The sequence below is a fragment of the Chryseobacterium sp. SN22 genome (assembly GCF_008329705.1).
GTDB lineage: Bacteria > Bacteroidota > Bacteroidia > Flavobacteriales > Weeksellaceae > Chryseobacterium.
The window spans coordinates 102,865-121,747 of record NZ_VTSX01000007.1; the positions used below are offsets into that span (position 1 = coordinate 102,865).

Sequence of the window (18,883 nt, forward strand, 5' to 3'; positions counted from 1 at the left end):
AGTCTAACATCTAACATCTATAATAAAAGTGTTTTACGATCATCAGCAGATAGAAAAAAAGTGGCAGAAATACTGGGAAGACCATCAAACGTATAAAACTTCCGACAGCACAGATAAACCTAAGTTTTATGTTCTCGATATGTTTCCGTATCCTTCCGGGGCAGGGCTTCACGTAGGCCATCCGCTGGGATATATTGCTTCCGATATTTATGCGAGATACAAAAGGCATCAGGGATTCAATGTACTTCACCCGGTAGGCTACGACAGTTTCGGACTTCCTGCTGAGCAGTATGCCATCCAGACCGGACAGCACCCTGCAATTACGACCGAGCAAAACATTACAAGATATGAAGAGCAGCTGAGAAAAATCGGTTTCTCTTTCGACTGGAGCCGTGAAGTGAGAACTTCTGATGCTTCTTATTATAAATGGACCCAGTGGATTTTCATTGAGTTGTTCCATTCATGGTATAATAAAGATACCGATAAAGCCGAACCCATTGAAACGCTGATCCGGCATTTCGAAACAAAAGGAACGGCAGGGCTGAATGCCAACCAGAATGAGGAACTTGATTTCACGGCAGAAGAATGGAACGCTGCTTCCAGCATAGATAAAGAGGACATCCTTCTGAACTACCGTCTGGCTTACCGGGCGGAAACAACTGTGAACTGGTGCCCGGCGTTGGGAACAGTTCTGGCGAATGATGAGGTAAAGGACGGAAAATCCGAACGGGGGGGATTCCCTGTTTTCCAGAAAAAAATGATGCAGTGGAGCATGAGGATTTCTGCGTATTCCGAAAGATTGCTACAGGGATTAAAAACACTCGACTGGCCGCAGCCTCTGAAAGATTCCCAGGAATACTGGATCGGGAAATCTCAGGGCGCACAGGTTAAATTCAGTGTCGAAGGACAGAGTGAAACGGTGGAAGTTTTCACCACAAGGCCTGATACAATTTTCGGTGCCACCTTCATGGTGCTGGCTCCTGAGAATCCATTGGTTGAAACCCTGACAACGGAAGCCCAAAAAGCGGAAATCGAAAACTACATCGAGGAAACCTCCAAGAAAACCGAAAGGGATCGAATGTCGGATGTGAAAAATGTTTCCGGTGCATTTACCGGAAGCTATGCGGTCAATCCTTTCAGCAACGAGAGAATGCCGGTTTTCATTTCAGATTATGTGCTGATGGGTTATGGAACCGGAGCGGTAATGGCTGTTCCGGCACACGATGAACGCGACCACCGTTTCGCAAAGAAATTTAATCTTGAAATCAAGAAAGTAGTGGAGACGGACGAGAATGTTCAGGAAGCTTCTTTTGATTCCAAAGATTCGGTATGTGTAAATTCTGATTTCTTAAACGGACTTAATTATAATGATGCCAAAGCACTGATTATTTCTGCTATTGAAAAAAGAGCGATCGGCCACGGAACCACCAACTACAGACAGCGGGACGCGATTTTCTCGAGACAAAGATATTGGGGAGAACCGGTTCCTGTATATTATAAGGATGGAATGCCGTATACTTTACCGGTTTCTGCATTGCCGCTGGAACTTCCGGAAGTTGAAAAATATTTACCGACCGAAGACGGGGATCCGCCGTTGGGGAATGCAAAGACATTTGCCTGGGATGAAATCAGCCAAAAAGTCGTGAATACAGATTTGATTAATGGAACAACCATTTTGCCATTGGAGTTGTCAACAATGCCCGGTTGGGCAGGAAGCTCATGGTATTTCCTGAGATACATGGATCCGAATGACGATTCCGTATTTGTAAAGAAAGAGCTTGCTGATTATTGGGGACAGGTGGATTTATACATCGGCGGAAGCGAGCATGCGACCGGCCACTTACTGTATTCCCGTTTCTGGAATATGTTTTTAAAGGACAGAGGATATATCAGTCATAACGAGCCTTTCCAAAAGTTGATTAACCAAGGGATGATTTTGGGGATGAGTGCTTTTGTGTATAGAATCGACGGTACCAATCAGTATGTATCCAAAAATTTAGCGAAAGAATATCAGACTCAGCAGATCCATGTGGATGTATCTTTATTAAAAGGAACCTCCGACGAACTGGATACGGAAGCTTTCAAAGCCTGGAGGCCGGATTATGCAGATGCGGAATTTATTTTGGAAGACGGAAAATACATTACCGGCCGTGAAGTTGAGAAAATGTCCAAATCAAAATACAATGTGGTAAACCCGGATGATATCTGTGAAGAGTACGGAGCAGACGGTTTAAGATTGTATGAAATGTTCCTCGGACCTTTAGAGCAATCCAAGCCATGGAATACGCAAGGATTAAGCGGAGTATATGGATTTTTGAAAAAATTCTGGAATTTATATTTTAATGGTGAGGTTTTTGAAGTTTCTGACGACGAACCGACGAAAGCGGAATATAAAGTTTTGCATACTTTAATAAAGAAGGTAGTTTACGACATTGAAAACTTCTCTTTCAATACCTCCGTTTCATCATTTATGATCGCGGTAAACGAACTTCAGAAAATAAAATGCAACAAACGCAATATTTTGGAACCTCTTGCCGTTATCATTTCTCCATATGCACCGCATATCTGTGAAGAGCTTTGGAACTTACTTGGAAATAAGGAATCGATTGAGTTCGAAAAATTCCCGGTACTGAATGAAGATTACCTGGTAGAAGACGAAATCCAGTACCCGGTAAGTGTAAACGGTAAAATGAAGTTTAAAATTTCGCTTTCCGCTCAGCTTACGGCAAAAGAAGTGGAAGATGTGGTATTAAAAGATGAAAAAATGCTGCAGATTTTAGAAGGCACGACTCCAAAGAAAATCATTGTGGTGCCTCACAGAATTGTGAATATAGTAATTTAAATAAAATTTAACATTGGCAATTTAAAAAAAATGAAGGCTGAATTTTTTTAACTTTTTAATGTAAAAGCTGAAATTAAAAAATATTGCCAAAAAAAGAGAAAATAATTATAATATCGGAATTGTATTAAAATTTTGTTATCAAAAAAAAGCAAAATGTTTATTTAAGACTCTTGCATTTTAATTATTTTTGCCTTTAATTTACATCTTGTAAAATTTTTAAAACAATATAATTTAGTTAAATATGGAAATGAATGTTTCAAAAAATGATGAGCAAGTAATTGCTAGAAAATCGGGAGGTTTAAACCCGGCTATTATTATTCCTATCATCTTTGCAATAGGAATTTGTATTTATTTATTCGTTTTGGGTAGCCCAGGAAACTTTAAAGATGCAGACAAGCTTGGTGCAGGATCTGTAGCTTTCTCGGATGTGGAAGGAAAAGACATTCACCCAGAGTCGTTCTTAGGTATTATCTACAAAGGGGGTGTTATCGTACCGATCCTTATTACCTTCATGCTTACCGTAATCGTATTCTCTATTGAAAGAGCAATGGTTTTAGGCAGAGCTGCAGGAAAAGGAAACTTAGACAATTTCGTTATTCAGGTAAGAAGCTTACTTAACCAGAACAAAATTGACGAAGCTTTAGAAGAGTGCGACAGACAACAAGGTTCTGTAGGTAATGTAGTAAGAGAAGGTCTTACGACTTACAAAGCTTTATCTCATGACACGACGCTTAACAAAGAGCAGAAAATGGTAGCGCTGAATAAAGCAATCGAGGAAGCGACTACTCTTGAAATGCCAATGCTTGAGAAAAACATGATGATCCTTTCTACTTTAGGTACCGTTGCAACGTTAGTAGCACTTTTAGGTACGGTAATCGGGATGATCAAGGCGTTCTTCGCATTAGGTTCAGGAGGTGGTACTCCGGATGCTGCTGCACTTTCTACAGGTATCTCCGAGGCTTTGATCAACACGGCTTTAGGTATCGGTACTTCAGCAATCGCTATCATCCTTTATAATTACTTTACTTCTAAAATCGACGGATTAACTTATAAGATCGATGAGATCGCTATGAGCATCCAGCAGTCTTTCGCTGAATTCAACTAAGAATCAGCAAAGAATTTGTATACGTAAAAAGAAGTTTAATTAAAAATTATTAATAACAATGGCGAGAGTCAAACCAAAAAGACATGGAGTAGTGACGGATATGACGGCAATGTGTGACGTTGCGTTCCTGCTGCTTACATTCTTTATCTTGACCACTCAGTTTAAAAAACCTGACGTGGAGCAGATCAAACCGCCATCTTCAATATCAGAGAAGTTACTTCCTGATGCCAGCTTGATGACCATCAACGCTACTCCGGACGGAAAATTTTATTTCCAGCCGGTAGAAAATGCATCAGAAAGATTACAGCTTTTAGACAATATGGGTAAAAAGTACGGGGTTACTTTTGACAATAATGAAAAAGCTGCATTCCAAAAAGTACAGGCTATCGGCGTTCCTATGAACCAGCTGAAAAGCTATCTTGATTTGCCAGATGACGAGCAGAAGAATTTCAAGAGTCCTTCCGGGATTCCTATGGATAGTACAAATAAGCAATTAGTAGATTGGGTAAAAGAAAGTTTAGCCGTTAATCCTGAATATAAATTGGCGATTAAAGGTGACGTTACTACTGAATATCCTAAAGTTAAAAGCTTATTTGAGGGTTTAAGAGATATTGATTTTCTTAAATTTTGGTTGATTACATCACAAGAAGGTAAACCTAATGAATAATATCATTTAGAAATGGCAGAAGTACAAGTACAGGAAAAAGGCGCCAAAGGCGGCAAAGTACGTTCCAAGAAACAGAGTACCAGAGTCGATATGACTCCGATGGTGGACTTGGGTTTTCTATTGATTACCTTCTTTATGTTCACAACTACATTCTCTAAACCGAATGTGATGGATTTGGGTCTTCCGGCAAAACCGAAAGATGAAAAACAAAAACCACCTCCGACTGAAATTAAACTTTCAAATTCTATTTCTTTATTATTAGGAAAAGACAATAAGATTTTCTGGCACCAGCAGGATAATACTTCCCTGACAGACCAGAATCTTAACGAAACGACTTTTGATAGAGAAGGAATCAGAAAGGTGATTGAGCAGGCAAAAGCAAACGCGGCAGATAAAACCAAATTTACGGTGATTATCAAACCGACTGACGATGCTGTATACAAAAACTTTGTAGATATTCTTGACGAAATGGCCATCACCAAAAGTGAGCAGTATGGGGTTACCGATCTGAAGCCTTGGGAGAAAGCTATTTACGATAAAAAAGTTGGTAATTCCGGAGCGGCAGCTGCTGCACCGGCTACAAAGTAACTTAAACCATAAAATTGTAAATCTATGGCAAATGAAAATGTATACAATTCTAATCTTACTTTAGACGAAATTGTATTTGAAAATAGAAACAAGGAATATGGCGCTTACGATTTAAGACATCAGTATCCAAAACTTCTGACGAAATCTTTTATCGTTGGAACCGCATTATTCCTGGTGGCTGCTTTGTCTCCATTTATTTATCTTACCATTAAAAGGCTTACTGAACCACCTAAACAGGAGGTGAAGGCAGACTTGGTAGAGATTCTGCAGGAAGATAAAATTATTGAGCAGCCAAAAGAAGAAGAACCACCTCCACCACCTCCGCCAAAAGAAGAGGAAAAAATCGAGGTGATTCAAAATGTAGTTCCTGAGCCTGTAAAAGCTCCGAAAATTGAAACGCCACCGCCGCCGATCTCCAAGCAGTTGGAAACGACGACTGGTTTAACCAATCAGGAAGGGGTAAAGGCTCCGGCTTATACCCCACCGCCGCCACCGCCATCTACCGGTACAAGAACATCAACTGCAGAGGTTAAACCTCAGGTTAATGAAAATCAGGTATATACCGAGGTAGAGCAGACAGCAGAATTCCCTGGAGGTATTAATGCATTCCGTAACAAAGTTTCAAGTAACTTCGACGGTTCTGCGATGAACGGGGATGAAGGTACGGTAAAAACGGAGATTACTTTCGTAGTAGAAAGGGATGGAAGTATTACCGATGTAAAAGCGTCTGGAGGAAATTCCGATTTCAACTCTGAAGCGATCAGGACCATCAAATCGATTAAAAACAAATGGACGCCGGCTAAAATTAACGGCCAGTCTGTACGTTACCGATTCCGATTACCGCTGACGATGAATTTTGAAGGATAATTAATGTTATCTATCTTTTAAATAATATGAAAAAAGAGAAGCTTATGCTTCTCTTTTTATTTTTTTTGGTATTTTTGTTAGATGATGTTCAATTGGTTATCCCTCATTACGGGATTGTTTTATATCGTTCTGGGAGGTGTTGTAATTTTTTACAAATTTTTCTTTACCGTACTGGAACCGGGCGTTGCCTACGCATTGGGTGCACTTCTGATCCTTTACGGAATTTTCAGAATTTACAGAGCGGTTACAAGAATTAAAAATTCAGGGAATGAAGAATAGGATTACAGTAATAATGCTGTTTTTTCTTAGTGTTATAACAATAGGTTGTAAAAACGAAGATAAATCGCCCTCTTACCATAAAGGGGAAATGACGATTCTTACGGATGAATCGTTCAGAAGTGTTACCGAAGCTCTGGCAGAAGGGTATATGATCAATTATCCGGAAACAAAGATTAAAGTTTCTACGAAGAAAGAAGACCTTGGGTTTCTTGATTTATTGAATGATAAAGCAAGAATTGTTGTTATGTCTAGGGATCTCTCTCCTGAAGAAATGAAGACTTACAAAGAGCGCGTTGACCGTAATTTTTTACCGGCCCGGTTTGCTGCGGATGCCGTAATTTTCATTGTTCCTAAAAATTCTACCAGAGAAAGTATTTCGATTGACGAAATAAATAGAGGGATGCAGTCTGAAAACAAAGAATTTATTTTCGACGGGGCCAATTCAAGCAATTTGAACTTTGTTGCGCAAAAGCTCAAAAAACAGCCTAAAGATTTAAAATTTTCCGTCATTCCGGGCAATAAAAATATTATCGAAGAGTTAAATAAATACCCTGACAAAATAGGGGTGATTGGATTGAATACTTTCAGCCGCCCGTATGATAAAGAATCTGAGCAGTTAAGAAGTATGGTAAAGATTCTTCCTGTTGAAAGCAACGGAAAATTATACAATACAGATTATGAAAACCTCCGGAAAATGAATTATCCCTTTACCAGAATTTTGTATTTTTTAACAAATGAAGGCAACTTTAATATCGCCAACGGATTCATACGGTATTCCTGCACACAGCTTGGGCAGATGATTGTTCAGAAAGAAGGATTACAGCCTTATAACCTGTATAGGAGAGAAGTGCAGATGCGTTAAAAAGTATTAAATTAATCCTTTAACCAAAATAATTATAGTATTTTGGTCTGGAAATTGTGTAAATATAAATCGAAATTTAGATTTGAATTATAAAATGAAAGATATAATGAATATGAATGTAAAGAAGATTGCCTTTGGAGCAGCAGTGGTGTTTTTTACCAACTTTGCCTTTGCGCAGACCGTACAGGACGGGATCAACAGCGTAGATAGCGATAAATATGCTCAGGCAAAAACTAATTTTACGAACATGATCGCTTCAGCGCCAACTGCTGAAAACTATTTCTACTTAGGAAATACATATTTGAAACAGGGAGAACCTGATTATACAGCTGCTACCGATAATTTTAACAAGGGTCTTGCAGCAGACAGCAAAAGCTACCTGAATAAATTAGGTCTTGCTACCGTAAAGCTTGGTAAAGGAGATAAGAATGCAGTGGCTGAAATACAGAAGATTGTATCGGATTCCAGGGAGAAAGATGCGGAAGTACTTTTCAGAGCTGCCGAAGCATTAACTTTATTCGAGAAGAATAACTCTCCGGATCTTGCTATCCAGTTTTTGAATAAGGCTATCGAAAGAGCAGAGAAAAAAGGTGTTCCTGCTTATTACTACTATACTTTAGGGGATGCTTACCGTTTGAAAAGAATGCCTGGAGATGCTATGACCGCTTATGATAAAGCCCTTCCGTTAGCAAAAAACAAAGCATCGGTATATACAAGAATCGGTACGCTTTGGATGGCTGCGCAGCAATGGCAGCAGGCGAAAACAAGTATCGATAAAGCAATTGCTACCGATCCTACTTATGCCCCTGCATATAAGGCACTAGCTGCCTACGATATCAGATACCAGCAAAATGCGAAAGCAACTCAGGATTTGATCAACTATACAAAATATGCGGATGAAGATCCTTACACGCAACTGGAAATTGCTAAACTTTATTTTACCAATGAAGATTACGCAAACTCCAAACAGGTATTGGATAAGATCTTTGATAAGATCAACGATCCGATCAAATTCAAATTAAGAGCTTATCAATTATATGCTGACGGGAAATATGCAGAAGCCAAACAAAATATAGACAGCTTTACTTCTCAGGCCGAGAAAACAAGAGTTCAGCCTGCAGACCAGGGATTGCAGGGGTTAATTGCCGCTGGCCTGGCAAAAACAGAGACTGATGCAGCTAAAAAGACAGCCTTGATGACGGAGGCTCAGCAAAAAGTAGCGATCGCGAAAGCAGCTAAAGACGAAACTTTGAAATGGGATATGGAGTTGGTGAAAATTGCCGGTGGAGGCGGAGCTTCCCAGGCTGATGTAGATGCCGGTCCTACCAATCCTACTATCGAAGGTCTTAAGCAAAAAGTGGCGGCCAATGCTCAGGATTCAGATTCCCTGTTCAAGTTGGCAACGGCTTATCAGGAAGCGAAAAACTGGAACGGAGCAATCATGACATGGCAGAAAATGAATGCCCTTTTACCTGATTGGGCACCGGGATATTACAGCTTAGGCTATTCTTACCAACAGGCTGGAAATAACGACGCGGCAAAAATGGCTTATGAGAAATTCATCACTACGGTAAAACCGGCTGAACAGGAAGCTAACAAGCAAACTTTAGCTTATGCTTATTTTGCTGTAGCTTATATGAATAAAGATTCAGATCCTGCAAAAGCTAAAGAATATGTAGCTAAATCCGTTCAACTGGATCCTACTTATCAGGATGCTGTAAAACTGAATGCAGAAATCAACAAATAATTTAATTTTTAAATTATAGATAATACACTTCCCATTCTTTACGTTTGGGAAGTTTTTATTTTAATCTTATCTTTGGAAATATGAAAACAGATATACTTGCTTTTGGGGCACATCCTGATGATGTGGAACTGGGATGCGGCGGAACCATTGCCAAAATGGTATCTGAAGGAAAAACCTGTGTGATCGTTGACCTTACAAAAGGAGAACTGGGAACCCGGGGAACAGAAGAGACGAGAAAGGCCGAAGCAGCAGATTCAGCTAAAATTCTGGGCGTTTCAGCAAGGGAGAACCTTGGCATGAAAGACGGGTTTTTAGAAAATTCTGAAGAATACCAGATGAGAATCGTAAAAATGGTCCGCAAATACAGGCCGGAAATCGTCTTGGCAAATGCCATTGATGATAGACACCCGGACCATGCAAAAGGAGCGAAATTAGTATCGGATGCGTGTTTTTTAGCTGGGCTGAGAAAAATCGAAACGGTTTTGGATGGGGAGAACCAGGAAGTCTGGAGACCGAAGCATATTTTTCATTACATTCAGTGGAAAAATATTGAACCGGAATTCGTAATTGATATCTCAGAACATCTGGATCAGAAGATTGCTGCCTGCATGGCTTTCAAAACCCAGTTCTATGATCCGAAATCCACAGAACCCCAAACGCCGATTACCTCAAAAGACTTTTTCGAGAGCCTGACGTACCGCGCACAGGATTTAGGAAGGCTTTCGGGAGTGACTTATGCTGAGGGATTTACGTCTGAGAAGCTAATTGCTTTGAAAAATTTTGATGGAATTGTTTGGTAATTAAAAAATCTTTCCTATATTTGCACTCACAAAACGGTGATTGTAGCTCAGTTGGTTAGAGCGTCGGATTGTGGTTCCGAAGGTCGTGGGTTCGAGACCCATCATTCACCCAAATTAAAGTACACTTTCTAAAAGTGTACTTTTTTCATTTACAGCCTTGCTGATAGACTGTTAGATAGCAGCAAGCATTCTCATAAAAAACAATCTTTATTTTTTCCATAAATTTTTGATTTTTATCCATATTTTATTTTTGGAGCTTTTTCCCGCTTTCCGTTACAATCTTTTTTTTCAAAAAAGGATTTTCACTGCAATCGGGGCTATGAATTCCGTTTATGCTTAGAAACCTTTGAAAACAGAAGATCCCACAGCAAAAAATATTTTCCTATTTTTAAAAACACAATCTCAGAATATATGGAAATAAAGGTTACGGTAAAGCAACTGGGCAGGAAACATCCTGTGCTTTCGGAACAGCATCTTGAAATCGATCATCATGAAAATTCAATTTCCCTGGAGCAGCTTTTAAAGCGGATCGTTCAGCAGCAGGTCGAAGCATTCAATGCAAAATCTTTTGAAAAGGAAGATCAGGACCGTACTCAGACACCGCTTGAAAATTACCTGAATATTTTAACTGATACCGGAAAGGTGGGATTCGGCAGCATCTACAATGAGAAAAGAGCCGATTTGCAGAAAGCTCAGGAAAATGCCCTCCAGGCTTTTGAAGACGGCATGTTTGCTGTTTTTTGCGGCGAAACCCAGCTTGAAAAGCTTACCCAAACCATCGATCTAAGTACCAAACCTGTTTTCACATTCATCAGGCTTACATTTCTGGCAGGGAGCTACTGGTAATTCATCAATACTAAACCACAGAAACTATGGAAATCAGCGAAAAACTAAAATCGAAGAAAATTGTCGATTATCACAGGAATTTAAAAAACGGACTGAAAAATCAGGCTGAAAAAGGAGTATTGTCCAAACTCTTTTCCAGGCCCAAATTAAAAAAGGAAATTGCCGAATTCGGACTGCTGCTTCTTAAAAAAAAGGACAGTTACGGAGAAATTACGTTGGGGTCTCCTGAAGCTGAAGAAATAAAAAAATATAGCACGCGCAATATCTGGGAAGACAGAGGTTATTTCGACTTATTGGTGTACTTCTTCGGCGATTATGCCGAACTGGCAAAATATGCCTGGAATAAAATGCCTCACAAAATGTACCAGACAGGGTATGAACGCCGCTCTTTCCGGGCTCCCAATAATGAGCGGTTCACGTTGCTTAATCAGATTAATTTAATAAGAAATTTACTGGAGCCGCCCAGTCTGTATGCTTATGGTTCCGGTACCCAGTATTATGATTTGTCCCTGGAAGAGCAAATCATTTACGACAGCCAGCTGTTCGGTAACGGGAGCCGGTTTTATCTCTGGTCGGCAGCCATTGATACGGGAAATGAAGAGATCTATCAGCTGATTGAAGATATTGTTTTCAACAAGCATCCGGAAGGAAAAGTATCCCCGGGCATCATCCGTGCACTGCTGAACAGTGAGCAGCAAAGGTGCTGGGAACTTGTGGAAAAACTCCTGCTGGCGGCGCAAAGGCAGGAAGGGCTGCGGCAGACCATTCTGGAATCTTTGGATGAAACCAATACGCAGGCGTTACAGTACATGATGAAGGTGATCGGGGAAAATCAACTGACACGGTTTTCATCGGTTGTACGGGCGATCGGAACCTGGACGGGCTTGGGATGGGAGTCTGAAAAAGAAACAGTGGTGAAAAATATAGTTTCACTGGCCAACCGGTATTTCAAAAACCCGGATGAGATTTCCGAAGCGGTGCTCAGCAAAAACAATAATGAGGTGTATATGGCACTTTGGGTGCAGGGCGTCTGGGATGTAGAGCAGACGGTTCCCTGTTTACATGGCCTGCTCGATAAAGGAAATGTGGAGAAAAAATGCCTGGCCGTAAAATTCGCCATAGAAACCGGGGATCCTTACATTCAGATGCCGGTTTATTATAAAGTAGTACAGCAAGGCGATCCGCAGGTTCTGGCATTTGCCGGAAGAGCCATGAGCGATTTGCTGGCGGTAAACGCAAAATCTAAATTTTACATCGGTAACCCGGATTATCCCGGCTTCTTCGAAAAGCTTCATGAGCTGACCCAAAGAATAGCGGCTAAAGAAACAAAATTCGAAGGAAAGGTTTTCTCATGGCAGAATGCAACCTTTAGAAAAAGTGATCTCTACGCTTCCATGTTTTATCTCGTAGGAGAGGACCATAACAAGCTTGATCTGGTATTGTCTTATTTCGATCAGTTTGACCTGACCCTGCGGGAACAGCTGACCAGAAATATTCTGAACGACTTTTACTGTTACTCGTATTCATATAATTTTGAACAAAAGGATAAGCAGGTTACGCCTTTTCAGAAAGAATTTGCCTTTAAAATCATTAAGGACCGCGGAGAATCTTTAGTGGCTTCGGGAATCAATGTCCTGCAGCAGAATCCTCTGGATAAAGATGAAGTGATGACTTTCTACGACCTCTTTAAAAGGAAAGGCGGAATCCTTCGTCAGAAGCTGATCGGATTGATGATCAAACAGGAAGACCCGGTACTCATTCCTTTAATCAACGAAATGATTACCAAAGGGGATATTGAGCAGAGAACGGCTTCATTGGACCTGATGCTCCAGCTTCGCAAAAATGACAGGATGCCGGAACAGATCAATCGGTGGCTTCAGCACTATTCGGGAAAAGCAAAAATTTCAGAAAGGGAGCAGGGGTTGTTGGATCAGCTCAGGCCATCGGCAGACAGAAAAATTCTTTCTGCAGAAAACGGGTATGGTTTTTACAATCCTGCCGAAGTGTCGGAGTATAAATTACCGGAAGTGGAAGCCGGTTCCGTCTATGCGAAGGCTACAGAAAATGACCCGTACGGATTTACCCGGTCACTGGATTACATTAAAAAAGAACTGATTAAATTGAATAACCTATTCCTCAGTTATAAAGAGTATGAGTATGAGACGGAAAACTGGGAAGGAGCGATGGTCAAAGAACTGATCGGCAATAATTTCCGCCAGATCAAAAGGAATACAGATGGTTTTACGGGGCTTCAGCTGGCAGAAAATTATCCTCTGCATCAGGTTTGGGAACAATGGTACAAAGATTCCGACCTACAGCCGCGGGATTTGTTCTTGTTAACGCTTGCCGAAAGCTGCGACCGGAAAAAATTCAGGGATTTTTTAGAAAAGTATGTCTTTTACTATAAGGAAATCATTCCTAATCCGACAAAGAATACGTACTCCTGGAACAATCCGCTGATTACGATACTGTATTCCCTGCAGCAAAAATTTGTTTTTGAAGAAAAAGCCGACTTCCTGATCGATGCCTGCAGTACTTTGTTTGCCCATCTTCCTGAAGAAATCATTAATTATAAATCAAAACAGAACGAATATTATTATGGGCGCAGCGGCGACGGATGGCAGCAGCAGCATTTCTTTACGGTCTTTTTGCAGGCAATGCCCTATCAGCAGCTGAATGACAGACAGCTTGTAAAAGTATGGAACCTCCATCGTTGGATGCAGTTTAACGGTCTTCGGGAAAATATCCCGTATACTGCTCCGGATGTCTCTCTTTTCGCCAGGGCTTACGAACTGGGCCTGATTACCGGAAATGAACTGTATGAAGGAGTTTTAACCGCGGATAGCGCAATAAAGGATCTTACGGTGCTGCCTTCTTACCATCACAGCAAAAAGTATTATGAAAAATTCCCGTTTCTGAAACCTGTTGTTGAAGAAATACAGAATAAGTTCCTCGATGTCGAATTGATCCGTGGTGATGCCGGTACGCCGGTCTCTCATTTTGTTGAGAAATTCCAATCCATTTACGGGGCGAAGCGGTTTGTGCAGATCCTGAAAGGTCTGGGCAAAACGAATCTGTATGCCAACTACATCTACAGCTATGGAAATGAAAGCATGACCAGACAAAAGCTGTTTTCTTACCTGTTATCAAAATGCTATCCGCTTGAAACTGATACCCAGGAATCATTCAATGAAATGATGAAAAAGGAGCAGATTTCAGAGCTCCGCCTGGTTCAGGCTGCCGTATATGCCCCGCAGTGGCAGAAACTGATCAGTAATTATTTAGGGTGGAAAGGTCTGGATTCTGCCATCTGGTGGATGCATGCCCATACCAAGACAGGTGCCTATGAAGCACAGAATTCAGGTCTTGAAAGCGAGGTGGCCAAGTATTCCTCTGTGGATATCCAGGAATTTAAAGACGGTGCCGTAGATAAAGACTGGTTTATAAAAGCCTACAAAGAATTAGGGAAAACACGCTGGGAAATGCTGTATGATTCCGCGAAATACATTTCTGACGGGAACGGTCACCGCAGGGCAAGGCTCTATTCCGATACGCTGACGGGGAATTTGAAAATAAAAGAAGTGATCGCTAAAATAAAGGATAAGCGGGATCAGGACTATCTCAGGGTTTACGGGCTCATTCCTTTAAGCAGGACGAATCCTGAGAAAGATATCCTGAACCGGTACGAATACATCCAGCAGTTCAAAAAAGAGAGCCGGGAATTCGGCTCGATGAAGCAGGCGAGCGAAGCGCTGGCCATTCGGGTAGCTCTGGAGAATTTAGCCAGGAATGCAGGATATCCTGATCCGATCCGTCTGACCTGGGCTATGGAAACCCGGCAAATCCGGAATCTTTTGTCAAAGGAAACCCAGGTTACCATTGAAGGTGTCACCGTCGGACTGATTATTGAGGACGACGGAAAAGCAGAATTGGTGGTTTTCAGGGATGATAAGCAATTAAAAACCATTCCTCCGAAAATTAAAAAGGAGAAAGCGGTCACAGAACTGGCAAACAGCCGCAAGATCATGCGCGAACAATGGAGCCGTTCCAGAAAAGGCCTTGAAGAAGCGATGATCCGCGGAGATGAATTTTTATATTCCGAAATCAGGAACCTGTTCGAACATCCGGTGATCGTAAGGCATCTTGAAAAGCTGGTATTTATTTCAGACGATCATAAAACAGGGTTCTTCCATGATGGAAACCTGGTGGATGCCCAGGGTGAAATTCATGAACTGAACGAAAGCAATACCCTGAGAATCGCACACTGTACAGACCTGCACCAGCACGCCGTGTGGAGCGACTTCCAGCATTGTTGTTTTAAGGAAAAAATAGTTCAGCCGTTCAAGCAGATTTTCCGTGAACTCTATGTTCCGACGCCGGATGAACTGCAGGAAAAATCGGTATCCCGCCGCTATGCCGGACATCAGGTTCAGCCGAAACAGGCATTGGCACTGCTGAAAACGAGAGGCTGGAAAGTGGATTATGAAGAAGGTTTGCAGAAGGTTTATCATAAAGAAGGCTTCCAGGTGAAACTGTACGCGATGGCAGACTGGTTCTCACCGGCCGATGTAGAAAGCCCGACCTTAGAGACCATAGAATTTCATTCCTTAAAAGACTACAAAAACATCCCGTTTGAAGAGATCAGTCCGAGGTTGTTTTCCGAAGTGATGAGGGATATTGATCTGGTGGTTTCCGTGGCTCACGCGGGCGGGGTAGATCCGGAAGCAAGCCATTCATCCATCGAAATGCGGGCGGTCCTGATGAAAGAGACGGTGCGATTATTCAAACTGGATAATGTGAAAGTTGAAGGGTCACACGTATTGGTAAAAGGTCAGATGGCAGAATACAGCGTCCATCTGGGAAGCGCGGTGGTGCATCAGGTTCCCGGAAGGTATTTGTCGATTCTTCCCGTCCATTCACAGCACCGGGGAAGACTGTTCCTTCCTTTTGCCGATGACGATCCGAAATCTGCTGAAGTATTATCCAAAGTCATTCTGTTGGCTAAAGATCACGAGATCCAGGATCCTACCATCCTGTCGCAGATTAAAAGGGAGTTTTAATATTGTTTTAACTGATCATCATTAAAAGAGGTGCACTTTAGGGTGTGCCTTTTTTAATGAATATTTTTTCCGGACATAAAAAAAGCATCCTTTTTCAGATGCTTGTATTTTTAGAATTATTCTTTTAAACCTCGTCGTCAGAATCGATCGTATAGGATCTGCTTTTGAAGTCTTTGTCATGTTTTTCCGATATTACATCCTCGCCCTTCTCATTAATGATGAAATCTGTGGATTCATTGAACATCTCCTGAAAACTTTTAAAATCTTCTTTATAAAGATAAATTTTGTGTTTCTCAAATGTAGCTTCTCCATTCTCTCCGAAATTCTTTTTGCTTTCGGTAATCGTAAGATAATAATCTCCTGCTTTCGTCTCGCGCACATCAAAGAAATAAGTTCTTCTCCCTGCTTTTAACACCTTTGTGAAAATTTCATTTTCATGGCGTTCCTTGTATTCACTCATTGTTAGATATTTTTTAATCTTGTTAGGAACAAATATAAAAGTTTTCTTTTAATCACAAAATTTTTTTTATGATTTATTTAACATTTGTGAATGAATGGGCTATGCAGTTATGGAATTGTTAATTTCGGTTAGGTTAAGGATTTTATCGGCTCTCTGGGCGCTAGACTCTCTGTGTGTGATGATTATGGAGGTGGCATTGCGGATTTTACGGTCGATATTTTCAAGAATATTCTGTTCTGTTTCCGTATCCAGTGCCGAAAGGGAGTCATCGAAAATGATAATATTCGGGTCCTTGATCAATGCCCTAGCAATACATATCCTCTGTTTCTGTCCTCCCGAAAGCATGACGCCGCGCTCCCCGACCATGGTATTGTACTGCTCTTTGAATCCCACGATATTTTTATCGACATCTGCAATTTTGGCGTATTCCACTACCTTTTCATGAGAAGGATGGTCGATGGCAAAACCGATATTGTTTTCTATGGAATCGGAAAACAGGTAGCTTTCCTGGGGAATATAACCTATGGCGTTCCGGTAGTTTTCCAGGTTATGCTCTTTCAGATTCTTACCGTCGATCAGGATTTCTCCTTCCGTAGGATCGATCAGTCGGCACAGAAGTAAGGCGATGGTAGATTTTCCGCTTCCGGTTTTCCCCATAATAGCCATGGATTCTCCGGCTTTCAGTGTAAAGCTAAGATTGTCCAGTGCCCGGATTCCGGTATTCGGATACACGTAAGAAACATTTCTGAATTCAATATCTCCTTTGATGCCGTATTTTTCAAAATTGGTATTGACGATCTCCGATTTTTTATCCATAAATTCATTAATCCTTTGCATAGAGGCTTCAGCTCTCTGGTTCACGGAAGTTACCCAGCCTACCATTGAGAATGGGAAAATCAGGGTATTGATGTACATGAAAAAGTCGGCAATTTTACCGATGCTCAATTCCCCGGCAATATATTTCTGGCCGCCGACCCAGATGATGGCTACATTCAGAAGACCGATTACGAATAAAATAATCGTAAAAAAGTAGGCTTCCGTTTTTGCCAGATCCAGAGCCTTGTCCTGGTAATCGGTAACTTTCGCCCCGTAATTTTTCTTAATATAATTTTCTTTGGCAAAAAACTTCACCACCCGGATCCCTGAAAAACTATCCTGTACGAAAGTGGAAATCCCCGACTGGCTTTTCTGCATGATCTTCGACTTTTTATTGATGATCGAGCTTACCTTATAAATGGCAAACGATAAAATCGGAAGCGGCAGTAAGGTCCAGAGCGTCATCGAAACATCCGTTTTGAGCATGTAAATCGCAGTGATAACCACCAGAACGATGAGGTTTGCCACATACATCACACCCGGGCCCAGATACATCCTTACCGCTACGACGTCTTCGCTTAGCCGGTTCATCAGATCTCCGATGGTGGTCTGTTTATAATCTGTTAAGGATAAATCCTGGTAATGCCGGTAAATTTTGTTTTTCAGTTCGTATTCAATTCTTCTTGAAGCTACAATAATAGTCTGCCGCATCATGAAGGTGAAAAAGCCGGTGAGCAAAGAGCAGCCGACAATAATGGCAACATAGATCAAAACCTGCCGGTTGAATCCCAGGTTCCCGTGTTTCGTAAGCTCGTCCACGGATTTTCCCACGAACTGCACTTTATAGATGTTGAAAAAGTTGCTGGCAATGATGAATAATACTCCCCAAAACAACAGCAGTTTGTGTTTCCAGAAATATGGGTTTAATGTTTTTAGCGCTTTCATAAAGTTTTACAAAATTACGAAAATGTATCAGACTTCGAATTTCATAAATTTTAAATTTTGTATCTTTGCACCCATAAAAAAGCTCTTTGAATGTTAGGAAGACGACAAATCCGTGAAAAAGTAGTACAGACTGTGTATTCTTATTACCAGAATCCTGTGAAGTTTGATGTATTAGAGAAAAATATGTTCGCCAGCATAGAGAAAATCTATCATCTCTATATCTATGAACTGAATTTCCTGGTTTCCCTGAAAGAACTGGCCGAAAACCAGATCGAGATCGGAAAAAACAAATATCTCAAAACCGATGCCGATATTAATCCTAACCAAAAATTCATCAACAATCAGGTTTTAATTAAATTGGAGGAAAATCCGGAAAGGTTATTTTTCACAGGACAGCACAAGCAATTGAAATGGGATCTGCATGATGATCTTTTGGTAAAAACTTTCCAGAGAATTACGGCAGGCAAGCGGTACCAGGATTTCATGAAGGAAGATGGCTATTCTTTTGAAGACGACCAGAAATTTATCGGAAAATTATTTTTAAGATATATTGCTGAAAATGATGATTTCCACGATTATCTCGGAGACAAGGAACTTTCCTGGTATGACGATATCCATATCGCGAATTCCATGGTACAGAAGACCATCGGTTTCCTGAAAGAAGATGAAGAAAGCCGCACTTTAATTAAAATGATTAAAGACGATGAGGATAAGACCTTCGCCATGAAGCTGCTGAGAAACACTCTGGACAGTTGGGAAAACAACGAAAAGAAACTGGAAGAAAGACTGGAAAACTGGGATCTGGAAAGGGTTTGTCTCATGGATAAAGTTATTCTGTCGACAGCGATCGCGGAGTTGGACAATTTTCCTTTTACGCCTTCAAGAGTAATTATCAACGAATATATCGAAATTGCAAAGGTATTTGCAACAGACCGTTCCAATATCTTTATCAACGGGATTTTGGATAAGTATTGTAAAGATTTAAATAGAATATAAATA

Annotated in this window: 14 protein-coding genes and 1 tRNA gene; 13 read left to right on the forward strand and 2 right to left on the reverse strand. The window is 41.0% G+C overall.

Features of this window, described 5'->3' with window-relative positions:
• The first annotated feature begins 28 nt into the window (after window positions 1-28).
• The 12 genes from leuS (at window position 29) to FY557_RS06335 (ending at window position 15,663) form a co-directional block, all read left to right on the forward strand.
• A complete protein-coding gene (gene leuS, locus FY557_RS06280; protein ID WP_149246436.1) occupies window positions 29-2,842 on the forward strand; it encodes a leucine--tRNA ligase in 2,814 nt (937 codons plus the stop codon).
• Window positions 2,843-3,083: 241 nt separating this feature from the next.
• Window positions 3,084-3,947, forward strand: coding sequence for a MotA/TolQ/ExbB proton channel family protein (locus FY557_RS06285; protein ID WP_149246437.1), 864 nt, complete (start codon window positions 3,084-3,086; stop codon window positions 3,945-3,947).
• A gap of 58 nt (window positions 3,948-4,005) precedes the next feature.
• A complete protein-coding gene (locus FY557_RS06290) occupies window positions 4,006-4,614 on the forward strand; it encodes an ExbD/TolR family protein (protein WP_149246438.1) in 609 nt (202 codons plus the stop codon).
• Between the two features lie 12 nt (window positions 4,615-4,626).
• Window positions 4,627-5,202: an ExbD/TolR family protein gene (locus FY557_RS06295; RefSeq protein WP_149246439.1), complete on the forward strand. Its 576-nt coding sequence runs from the start codon at window positions 4,627-4,629 to the stop codon at window positions 5,200-5,202.
• A 24-nt stretch (window positions 5,203-5,226) separates the two neighbouring features.
• Window positions 5,227-6,069 carry an energy transducer TonB gene (locus FY557_RS06300; protein ID WP_149246440.1) on the forward strand — a complete coding sequence of 281 codons (843 nt, stop codon included), beginning with the start codon at window positions 5,227-5,229 and terminating at the stop codon, window positions 6,067-6,069.
• Window positions 6,070-6,150: 81 nt separating this feature from the next.
• The gene (locus FY557_RS06305) at window positions 6,151-6,348 is read left to right on the forward strand and encodes a C4-dicarboxylate ABC transporter (protein WP_185151666.1); all 198 of its coding nucleotides are present in this window, start codon (window positions 6,151-6,153) and stop codon (window positions 6,346-6,348) included.
• Window positions 6,338-7,210, forward strand: coding sequence for a PstS family phosphate ABC transporter substrate-binding protein (locus tag FY557_RS06310; RefSeq protein ID WP_149246441.1), 873 nt, complete (start codon window positions 6,338-6,340; stop codon window positions 7,208-7,210). Before FY557_RS06305 ends, FY557_RS06310 begins: the two co-directional genes overlap by 11 nt.
• Before the next feature lie 94 nt (window positions 7,211-7,304).
• Window positions 7,305-8,957 carry a tetratricopeptide repeat protein gene (locus FY557_RS06315; protein WP_149246442.1) on the forward strand — a complete coding sequence of 551 codons (1,653 nt, stop codon included), beginning with the start codon at window positions 7,305-7,307 and terminating at the stop codon, window positions 8,955-8,957.
• Between the two features lie 80 nt (window positions 8,958-9,037).
• Window positions 9,038-9,757 carry a bacillithiol biosynthesis deacetylase BshB1 gene (gene bshB1, locus FY557_RS06320; RefSeq protein ID WP_149246443.1) on the forward strand — a complete coding sequence of 240 codons (720 nt, stop codon included), beginning with the start codon at window positions 9,038-9,040 and terminating at the stop codon, window positions 9,755-9,757.
• A gap of 35 nt (window positions 9,758-9,792) precedes the next feature.
• A tRNA-His gene (locus tag FY557_RS06325) sits at window positions 9,793-9,868 on the forward strand.
• Between the two features lie 300 nt (window positions 9,869-10,168).
• On the forward strand, window positions 10,169-10,603 hold the full coding sequence (locus FY557_RS06330; RefSeq protein ID WP_149246444.1) for a hypothetical protein: 435 nt from the start codon (window positions 10,169-10,171) through the stop codon (window positions 10,601-10,603).
• A gap of 26 nt (window positions 10,604-10,629) precedes the next feature.
• Window positions 10,630-15,663: a DUF4132 domain-containing protein gene (locus FY557_RS06335; protein WP_149246445.1), complete on the forward strand. Its 5,034-nt coding sequence runs from the start codon at window positions 10,630-10,632 to the stop codon at window positions 15,661-15,663.
• Between the two features lie 124 nt (window positions 15,664-15,787).
• Here the strand turns inward: FY557_RS06335 and FY557_RS06340 are convergent, their stop codons facing one another.
• Window positions 15,788-16,123 (reverse strand): DUF3276 family protein, encoded by a 336-nt coding sequence (locus FY557_RS06340; RefSeq protein WP_002976288.1) that lies wholly within the window; start codon window positions 16,121-16,123, stop codon window positions 15,788-15,790.
• Between the two features lie 99 nt (window positions 16,124-16,222).
• Window positions 16,223-17,884 (reverse strand): ABC transporter ATP-binding protein, encoded by a 1,662-nt coding sequence (locus FY557_RS06345; protein WP_149246446.1) that lies wholly within the window; start codon window positions 17,882-17,884, stop codon window positions 16,223-16,225.
• Window positions 17,885-17,974: 90 nt separating this feature from the next.
• Between FY557_RS06345 and FY557_RS06350 the strand changes: the two genes are divergently transcribed.
• A complete protein-coding gene (locus tag FY557_RS06350; protein WP_149246447.1) occupies window positions 17,975-18,880 on the forward strand; it encodes a transcription antitermination protein NusB in 906 nt (301 codons plus the stop codon).
• Window positions 18,881-18,883: the final 3 nt, after the last annotated feature.